The 9,105-nt window shown below is 47.6% G+C and carries 11 protein-coding genes; 8 read left to right on the top strand and 3 right to left on the bottom strand.

The window, feature by feature from the left end:
• Positions 1-310 precede the first annotated feature (310 nt).
• The 3 genes from PHI12_12240 to PHI12_12230 all read left to right on the top strand — a co-directional run bounded on the left by PHI12_12240 (position 311) and on the right by PHI12_12230 (position 1,641).
• A complete protein-coding gene (locus PHI12_12240; GenBank protein ID MDD5511562.1) occupies positions 311-925 on the top strand; it encodes a hypothetical protein in 615 nt (204 codons plus the stop codon).
• On the top strand, positions 880-1,236 hold the full coding sequence (locus PHI12_12235; GenBank protein ID MDD5511561.1) for a J domain-containing protein: 357 nt from the start codon (positions 880-882) through the stop codon (positions 1,234-1,236). Before PHI12_12240 ends, PHI12_12235 begins: the two co-directional genes overlap by 46 nt.
• Before the next feature lie 117 nt (positions 1,237-1,353).
• The gene (locus PHI12_12230; GenBank protein MDD5511560.1) at positions 1,354-1,641 is read left to right on the top strand and encodes a hypothetical protein; all 288 of its coding nucleotides are present in this window, start codon (positions 1,354-1,356) and stop codon (positions 1,639-1,641) included.
• Between the two features lie 167 nt (positions 1,642-1,808).
• On the opposite strand, the gene PHI12_12225 is transcribed toward PHI12_12230, so the two are convergent.
• From PHI12_12225 to PHI12_12215, 3 genes are all read right to left on the bottom strand, one after another.
• Positions 1,809-2,027 (bottom strand): hypothetical protein, encoded by a 219-nt coding sequence (locus tag PHI12_12225; GenBank protein MDD5511559.1) that lies wholly within the window; start codon positions 2,025-2,027, stop codon positions 1,809-1,811.
• An 86-nt stretch (positions 2,028-2,113) separates the two neighbouring features.
• Entirely contained in the window at positions 2,114-2,452 is a 339-nt protein-coding gene (locus PHI12_12220; GenBank protein MDD5511558.1) for a hypothetical protein, read from the bottom strand.
• On the bottom strand, positions 2,452-4,221 hold the full coding sequence (locus tag PHI12_12215) for an LAGLIDADG family homing endonuclease (GenBank protein MDD5511557.1): 1,770 nt from the start codon (positions 4,219-4,221) through the stop codon (positions 2,452-2,454). Before PHI12_12215 ends, PHI12_12220 begins: the two co-directional genes overlap by 1 nt.
• 141 nt (positions 4,222-4,362) lie before the next feature.
• Between PHI12_12215 and PHI12_12210 the strand changes: the two genes are divergently transcribed.
• From PHI12_12210 to PHI12_12190, 5 genes are all read left to right on the top strand, one after another.
• Positions 4,363-4,623 carry a hypothetical protein gene (locus PHI12_12210; protein ID MDD5511556.1) on the top strand — a complete coding sequence of 87 codons (261 nt, stop codon included), beginning with the start codon at positions 4,363-4,365 and terminating at the stop codon, positions 4,621-4,623.
• 9 nt (positions 4,624-4,632) lie between these two features.
• The gene (locus PHI12_12205) at positions 4,633-5,973 is read left to right on the top strand and encodes a hypothetical protein (protein ID MDD5511555.1); all 1,341 of its coding nucleotides are present in this window, start codon (positions 4,633-4,635) and stop codon (positions 5,971-5,973) included.
• Entirely contained in the window at positions 5,974-6,474 is a 501-nt protein-coding gene (locus PHI12_12200) for a hypothetical protein (GenBank protein MDD5511554.1), read from the top strand.
• 68 nt (positions 6,475-6,542) lie between these two features.
• Complete coding sequence (locus PHI12_12195) at positions 6,543-7,328, top strand: hypothetical protein (GenBank protein ID MDD5511553.1); 786 nt, start codon at positions 6,543-6,545, stop codon at positions 7,326-7,328.
• A 41-nt stretch (positions 7,329-7,369) separates the two neighbouring features.
• The gene (locus tag PHI12_12190) at positions 7,370-9,010 is read left to right on the top strand and encodes a ferritin family protein (protein MDD5511552.1); all 1,641 of its coding nucleotides are present in this window, start codon (positions 7,370-7,372) and stop codon (positions 9,008-9,010) included.
• Positions 9,011-9,105: the final 95 nt, after the last annotated feature.

Here is a 9,105-nt window from a genome sequence, read left to right as displayed (position 1 = left end):
TTCCGTGCTGGATAACCGTGTATTTGGCGGTCTGCAGGGACGCTCCGGGTTTCCATGGTTCGAGGTACTCCCTGATCTCCCCACAGTCGCAGAATCCCTTGTCGCCTGTGAACTTGAAACGGTGAACATGTTGTCCGGCTGGGGTCTTGGTTACCATAGCTTTACCTCCTTCTTTTAGCTTTAAAATAACCTGTTTAGCCGTAGTGTTTAGCTAGTAGTGTTTATAGACTAGCACAGTCCGGCAGGCTTGTCAATACCCTATTTACTGGGTGTGGTATAATATGGTTAAACCATCCAGGGAGGAAAGCTCATGTATCAAGAAAGCATCATCGGAAACCTGGAACAATACCAGGAGCTTAGCGGTAATGTCAGATACTCGAATAGTCATGTCCCTATCCGCCGCCTGGTCACTCCACATAATCCCCAAGTTAAATTGGTAGCCGATATTCTCCACCAAGCTCCGGACTTTATCGAGGCATGTCAGGAATTCGTCAATACCTTTACCCAGTTCGCACATGAAGAGGGAGATTATTGGAGCCTGCCGATTGAGACACTGAGAAATAGAGCAGGAGACTGCGATTGCCTCAGTATATTACTCTGTTCTATTTTAAGAAATTACATTCCACCCGAGAAGGTTTATTGCGCGGTTGGAGTCCGTATCAATAGTATGGGCGCCAGAGAAGGGCATATGTTTGTGGTAGTTGATGAGAACGGACATGATCGGATATTGGAGGCTACCGCGTCGCCCTGGGTACCTGTTACCGGTAAGTATAACGTGTATGCCATATTTAATGATCAGTATGTTTTTGCGACCGAAGCCGGCCTGGATATGTTTGACTTGAGGCCGGTTAGTCTTGTACCAGCGGAGGAAGATAGATTATGGCAAAGAAGGGGAGCGAACTTCTTAGAGGATTACGTACTTTAGATGATGTCTGCAAGATTTTAACCGGTAAAAAACTTTCCAGGGTAATTGCCAACGGGGTTGAGTTGTTTGGTGATGATGTGCTGGAGAAGTTGAATACCGGCCAGCAGGCGGCGCCGGACTTCAACAATCCATATTACATAATGGGGATCCACCCGGATGTCCCGGATTTTGTGGTCAAGGCTTCTTTCCGCGCCTGGTGCAAAGAGCTGCATCCGGACACCGGTACCAAGCCGGATTCTGTCAAGTTCAGCAAGATCAATGAGGCTTATAAGGTTATTATGGACTCCAGGAAAGCGGCAGCCGCCCAGTAGGAAACTCTATGAGAAAGGCGCTTTTATTAATCGGCTCTATCCTGGTATGTATTATCGGCGGATTTGCTGTATATATAATAAAGGAAGAGTGGGAAGCTCACCGGAGGAGAGTCTATTATGCCGAAAAGATCGCTGAGAAGCTTGTTAAACGAGGTTGACCCAAACCTTAATATAGTCACCGGACATCATCACAGGCCCACTCAACAGGAGTGGTTGGCTGCCACAGGGCCGGTCTGTTCGGCTTGTAAGAAGGAGTATTTGCAGGGCAGGGACGGCATGTGTTTGAAGTGCTGGGAGGACAAACAGAATAATACTATCCAGGTCGACGACAGGACCGGGGCGCTGGAGTTCTTCGGTGACAACATCCTTGAGAAGATAACCCACAAGTCAAACAACAAGCGGTAAAATATTACTAATAATATTAGCAGTTTTAAACAAATCAGCTTCATTTCTAACAATAGAAGGCTGTTCAACAACAAATATCAGTGATTTTTAGATAAAAGAAAGACCGTAGCTTGCGATTCCATGAGCTACGGTCTTTGCTTGTCGGATCGGGTTTCGCGGAACTCAGCTTATCTTAAGCAAGTAGACATCTTCTGGTTGCGCTCCAGACGATCGGTGATACCCTTGGTCTGTTTAGCGCATTTGGAGAATTTCATCTTCTGCTCGGGGCTGCCAGCTCCGGGAGCACTAGGCTTTCGCACAAACACGGTCAAGTGTTTTCCTGCGGCGACGGCCTGGATCTGACCTGTTACGACCTGGGGAACAACTCTTTTCCATTTAGCGGCCATGGTCATCCACTCCTTACGTATTTATTTAAGTCCTATCGACCTCGGACTAACCGCTGCATGCAGGCGGTTATATATAATGTATTATGTTATGTAGGGTTTGTCAAGGTTTTGTTTTCTTCGGCTTCCGGCGGTGCAGGTTTTTCTTCGGCCGGCTGCTCTGTTTCCGCAGGCAGTTTATAATCCAGTAATTCCTCAGGGGGGATAGTAGATATGATATTACCTTCGCCATCTTCCAGTAAGACAACCGGTGCAAGCTCCAGCTCATGTTCCGCCCATTTTTCTTGATAAGCCTCATCTGTATCAAGGTTGATTATTGCCGCTTCTCCCCGGATCATGTTTTTAACAAAGCGTTTTTCGAAGGCCGCCTTGGCCGCATCACAGATACCGCATTCATCTGCTGTTAGAAGTACGATTCTCATAGGCATTAAACTTTCTCCTCCTCTTTATGTGGAAATAAAGCTTTAGAATCGAGAGTCCCCAGGAGCTCTTTTCGGAAGTCCCGGGCCTTGGTAACAAATCCTGCAAACTCAACATCGTATTGGCCGGATTCAAGGGCCTCAATAGTTACTTTAGGACCCATGTCCTTAACGAAATCCAGAATACGGTTGTAAATATCAGGATTATCGACCATCGAAATGGTTTCTTCTGCCAGGGATTCCAGGTCGAGCAAATGCCTGGATTGGCCACAGTTATGGACAGCACCGTTAATAGTAAGATAGCTTTCGTCATAAGCTACACTTATATTATAAACAGAGCCATGGAATTCCTTTGGTTCGTTAGATTTGATGGGAAGGAAGACATAATTTTCAGTAATATCTCCCCAATTCATTGGTGTATGGTCATTGACTGTATTAAAGTTTTTAAATTCAAAGCCTATCTTGTTACCAAGTGTTTTTGCTGCTGCACCACCTATTCGGATATTATAACGCGTACCATTACCAATAATAACCCGTCCTGCGATCAAACCATCAAGCTGTTTTGCCATATGGATTCCATGAAGTATGCCCAGTCTGAATAACACCAGTCTCAGTCCATAAGCTAGTTGTTGTGAAACGGTAGTAGCTTGAAGCTCATTAGAGCGGCATTCTCTTTTATTACCATCGCCATGGAAGTAACCATTAAGAAATCTATATTGTTTTTCTTCAGGTAAGTAAAGCATCCATTCTGGGATTTGCTTGTTATGAGTTCCAATACCAAATTCTGTAAAGAGGCCGATATATGCTTTGTTGGTATATTCAATCTGGGTAGATGTTTCCCGATCTCGTATGATGGTATCTTCCCCAAAGCATTTTGCGAACAGAGCACGTATGCGCAGTATATTATCGGTTTCCTGCTTGTTGAGAGATAATACTATTCGGTTATTTTGGGGATCCTTTTCTTTTGAACCTTCGGCTACGTACCATCCCAGTAATTCAGCTAAGTCGGGTGTAATTATATCCATGTCGGTAATTCGTCGTATTCGGGGAAAGGCAGTAAATGAACCCTCTGTCATATCGGAGGCAGGTACCCATTTTATGTTTTCCTCAGATAAACCGCCATAATTACATTTCCAGTTATTTCTCCATGCGTTAGAGATACCCAGTATGGGGTGTTCTGGTGTTATCAAGAGAGGGACATTAGAATAGGCAACTCGTATCTCTCTCAAATCCCCATCATAAAGCCTATCCATGTGTTGTGTAACATTTTGAACTCGTCCTTTATGAGTCAGTACTGTGCCTTGGATTTTACCAATTGCTATGGGGGCATGATTATTATAAATGAGTGTTCCACCTACTAGGCAGTCGCAGCGCTTGCCTGCAATCGTGAATTTCTGGCTGGCGTGTCTTTCCAGCTGCAGCAGTTGTTTGCCAATTTCGCGGTTCTGGTAAGCGACCGTTTCCTCGGTAGTTACATTAGATATGGAGGCTGGCCGGGGCGCCAGGTGGACCTTGGTAGGTAAATCAGCGGGCTCCTCCCGGAATTCGCCTTCCTCTATTGGCTCTTCTTTAATAAAGGAAGGGTGATTGGTTTCCCTGGGCCTGGGCGGTTCCTCTTCTGTGACAACGGTTTTAGCTGGTTTAACAGGCTGCGTACTATCGAGGATTTCTTTCAGCTCTTCAACGCTTTTTCTCTGGGAAGGAGGGGGGGAGAAGATTCTGGCGAAGGGTATCTTGTCGATAACATAGGTAACAGCTGGCCATACATTAATTGGCATAATCTTTTCCTCCTGTGACTCTTAGCTTATGTTAAACAGGTCTTTTTGTCAATAGGCAACTGGGGTATTGCTTTTTAAAAAGTTAAGGTATAAACTGGTTAATAACAAGTTAAGTCATTAACTTAACAAGGTTTATAATCGATGGTAATAAGATGTTATTTGTGTGGTATAGCTCTGGGGGACGGCCACGATGAGGACGGGATAGAGCTTGACGACCTTAACTACTGCCATAACTGCTACAACCGCCCGGACCGCGATATGCGTACTGCCCACCTGTTAGAAAGAGCTGCCGAAAAGGAAAAGGAGATTGCCAAGCATCAGCGCAAAAAGTCAAAACCGAAATTGCCCGTTTCAGATGAAAGATTGCTGCTGATTAAGAAGTGTCAAATGTTAAAGGAGTAGGAGGTAGATATGGCAAGTCAAGAGAAGGTATTGAGGGAATTGGCGAATCAGACAGGTTCTGTCAGCCAGCAGGAACTCGCCGAGATTCTCAAGGAAAAACAGGGAGGTTTTAAGTCTCAGCTCGATCTGTTCGAAAAGCGCCAGTGGGCCACTCAGGACGAAGACAAAAAGTGGACGATCACAGAGCTTGGCCGGGAGGAGCTGGCCAAGATGGTACAGGAGCCGGTCAACTCGGAGGAAGTCCAGGTCGCGTCGGCTAATATGACTCCTTTTCAGCAGTTTATTGAATGCGGCCAGTCGGCCGGCGCAGTCGGTAAAGACGCCTTCTTTATCGCTGTTGCTAATTACGTTTTCCAGGGCGGCGATTATAAGGATATGAACTGGGTTACTGAGGCCCTCAGCGGCATGGGAATCCGGGCCGACGTCCTGGAGAGATGGCTCAGGTTCTGGTCCGGTAAGTCGTTCGTTTCAAACAAGATCACCGATAAGCAGATAAATAAAGTAAAAGACACCGGTTTAAGTACTGAGGAAAAGCAGAAGAAGGCGGAAGAAGAGGTCAGGGATTACGATCTGGATCCGGATGATAAACCGATAAAGGTGGGGGCGGACCTGGGAACTCTTACTTATAAAGATGCTCTCGAGCTATCAAAGGTACGTGCTATAAGCAAAGCCAGGGCCGGCGCCAGCGCCGGCGGGAATGGCGCCAGTAATAAAAGCTTGCCTGAACAAATAAAGGACTGGATTGGGGCTATCGATGAAATGAGAGGCAACAGCGGGCAGGCGCCGCCTAAAGGTTACCTGGTAAAGCCTGGACCGGATGGGAATATGATGGTAGAAGTTGTCGAGAACACTGGAATTCCCATGATCATACCGCAAGCGCAGGCTGCCGCTCCAAAAAAGGAGATCTGGGTTTGGAAAGATGGTCAGCTCATACCGTGGGAAGCCGATAAGCCATTAGTATTTAGTGCGCCGCCGCCGGTGAATCCTACTCCTCCGCCAGCGCCTAAACGATTCATGGTAGATTCTGCTACCGGTCAGGTGAGTGAGATAACCGGCGATCTACCGATTATTATTAGGCCGCCTCCGCCTCCGCCGGCAGTTAATCCGGCTAATGCAAAGGAGAGTGTTTCGGTTACTATCGAACAGGCCGATGGCAGTAAGCAAAGGGTGTCATCCGACAGTATTGACTTATATCTCAGATTAGAGGATTTTAAAGATAGACGCCGCCGGGAGGAGGAGAGCCATCAGATCAAGGTAGATATCAGCAATGGCTTTAAGGACCTGCTGGGCAAGGTGACTAAGGCAGCAGAAAGAATGGCTAATAAACCAGCTGACGGAGGTGGAAGTTAAATGTTTCAGGGAATTAAGAACGCCGCCAGTGAGTTCGGTTTTCAAATGGCCGTCGAGTTTGAACGGCCCAAGATAGTAAAAGGCTTTAAAGAGTGGCTGTCCAACTTTACCCTTGACCAGTTTAGGGAAATGATTGTTAAAAACCAGATGCCGCCTGTCACCTCCGATATGTTTGAAAAAGCTCAGCCATTTGCTAAGTTCCTGAGCAGTATCAGCGTATTGGACCTCCTGGAGTTTTTAACCGAGGCGTCCCCGGATCTCAGCCAGATGATCCAGGGCATGGGAGAGCAGGGAGCTACCTATTTAGTAAATATGCGGTCCTATATGCTTGAGTGCTGCCGGCATCCGGAGAAGGCGCCGGCGATCGCCGATACCGGACAAGGGAAAGGGCCGGATATTGTTACTGTCACCTGTGATAAATGCGGCAAGAGTTTCCCCATGACAAGGGAAAAGGCCCAGGCGCTTGAGAAGTGTCCTGGATGCGGCGCCCCGGCTAAATAACATAAAGTATTGACAAAACCTCCTTGCGTTATACATAATGTAGATAACTTCTCGCGAGGAGGTTTTTTATGAGTACTCAGCTAGTCGGTTACTCGATTGAAGATCTGGGACTCGCCCTTGACGTTATGGAGCAGCAAACTCCGGTTGGTGGGACATGCCGCGTTGAGATCTGCACGGAGGATACCCCGACCCCCGAAATGCTCCAGCAAATGTACGAGTCGATCACCGCTACCGGTCACGAAATTAGCTATCCTACCTGTGAACGGGGCGCGTGGGTCACAGTTACCAGCTTCGACATCAAGAAGAGTGAACCATACGAGATCTATCAGTGGCAGCTTCTTCTTCCCCTCATTATCCCCCTGGCTGCAATGGGCCTGGTTACCTTCGGTATCTTAAAGATCGATACCATAAGCAAGGCCATTGTGCCCATTGTTCTGATCGTCGGCGGTGTTCTGATTATCTCGCTGGCTCTGCTGCAGAAGCCGGCCACTAAATACCTGGAGAGGGGTGGCAAGATTCCTATGCTGCCGGACGTCAAGAAAAGGGGTAAACTCGGCAAGCCTACCCGCGATGACGTCGAGATTCACACCTGGCAGGAGAGGGACCGCGCCCATGTCGAAATCCGGGACAAAAGAAATGATGAAACGGTGATGGAGTGGTGGGACGAAGCCGTTAGTGAGATGTTCGAAGACGGCTTTTTTAAAGGCGGCATGCCGCGAGAGCACTGGTGGGGATCCGAGTCACCCAGCGGAGAATTCGAAAAGAGCGTTCTGGATTACGCCGAAAGTATGGGAGCATTAGCTAAAGGCAGCCATGCCATGACCTATAGGGCCAGTACAAGCCCAAAAGCCTGAGCGGCCCGGCTGGTTACCTGGCCGCTGTTAAAGAACTGGAATTGCTCCCTGCTAATGAGCCTATCGATCTCAATCAGAAGTATGTCAAGGCAAATATACCTAGCAAATCTAAGCCTGTCTGGCTGAAAGTTCAATCGGTTGAGAAACTGAAAGCCAGTGTGATTGATCCGGAGCAGAAGACCCTTTCCGATATCTGCGGAGTTGATTTGAAGCATATCCAGGAAATGATGGATAGCCTTACTGTTTATGACCTGGATCAAATATTTACTGATATTAGCTTCCTTAGCAATCTTAGTTTTGATGATAGACCATATTTCGACCGCTATCTGAACAAGGTTGATAATATCAATAATATAGTCAGGTGGATGTTCGGTAATCCCAGGTCACCAGGCGTCCAGGTTATTATCGAGAAACTGGAAGCCAGGGTAAAAGAGAAGAGCCAACTGCCGGTAAAAGGAGAGGTACCGGGAACACATTATATAAAGTGGAGTGATTTTACCGCGCTGCCTTCTTATGTTTTAATTAGCAGAGCTGTCCATTTTCCTCACGATTATAAGAGAAAATGCAGTCCCGTAACGAAGGACGGTTACGTTGCCGTTGATGCGATCTATAATATGTCGGCCTGGGCAAATTGGAAGTCCAGCTCTCTCGGTGATGAGGAAAGGAAAGTCGCCAATGAGATCGATGCTTTAAACCTCGGAGATCTTATGAGGTTAAACAGTGGCAGGCGAATGGACCAGCCGGCGCTATTCCCCGAAAAGCTGCTTCCCTGTAACAACGAGTACATGGCCAAGACCAAACATGACCCGGTCAAGTACGCCGAATCGGTTCTGACCGGCAATATGTTCGAAGAGGTTGACCTTCCTATTTATAGTGGCGAGAGCGGCCTGAATCCGCTGGGAGTCCCCGACTCCGTTTGGAACGCCGTCTTTAATAACCTGGGCGGCAAGTTCGTTAGGTATGGAGATCTCTTCGTCATAGCCGGTGGGGACCCTGTTGCAGAACCTGGCCTGCTGCCGGCCGTCAAGAAAGCCCCCCGGTTTGTCCGTTTCCTTTCCGGTGTCCAAGTCGGCTCAATAGTTTCCTGGGATTCCTGGCAGAAAGAACTCAAGGGTATGGTACAGCGTGGTGAAACGCCTCCTAAGGTTGAATTTATACCGGATACGGAGGAAAACTCATTCGTAAGAATTGGTGAGGAAATCGAGTTTAAACTCGGCAACGAAAGGTTTTCAGGATTCGTAGTAGGGATTGACGAACCGGACAACCATGAAGATCAAACAGCTTGGTTAGAGGTTCCGGCTTGGGAAGATAAGCGAGAGAGCCATCCCATTAGCAAATCTGAAGAGGGTGATGTTTGGAAGAGAAGCGGGAGATCTATCGTTCATAGGGACCTGGCCCAGAGCATCCGTGAAGAGATCAAGGCCCAGAAAGACTATAAAGAGAGAGCCGAGAACGCAAGTTCTTATGGCGATAAAGTTACCGCGGAGATCTATAATCATATCGCCCCTGAAGAGAAAGAACATGAGCAGGAGCTCACCCGGCGACTGAAGGATATCGGCGGACAGATGGAGTTTCTGGCCGACAGTCCGGAGTTTTTAACTGAGACCATTCAACAGGACGGCTGGCAAGAGAAGCTTGACCAGGCGTTTGAGGCAGCCATAGCGAAAGTCCGGGGGTCTTAAATGGCAATTCATATCACGTCTATGCCATCAGTCGATGACACTATCAGGCGTCTTGAGTTTCAAATTGAAAGAAAGAAAGCGCAACTAGCTCAAGA

The organism is Dehalococcoidales bacterium (assembly GCA_028716225.1).
Taxonomy (GTDB): domain Bacteria; phylum Chloroflexota; class Dehalococcoidia; order Dehalococcoidales; family UBA5760; genus UBA5760.
The sequence above is the reverse complement of the archived record's forward strand: the minus strand, read 5'-3'. Positions and strand labels throughout refer to the sequence as shown.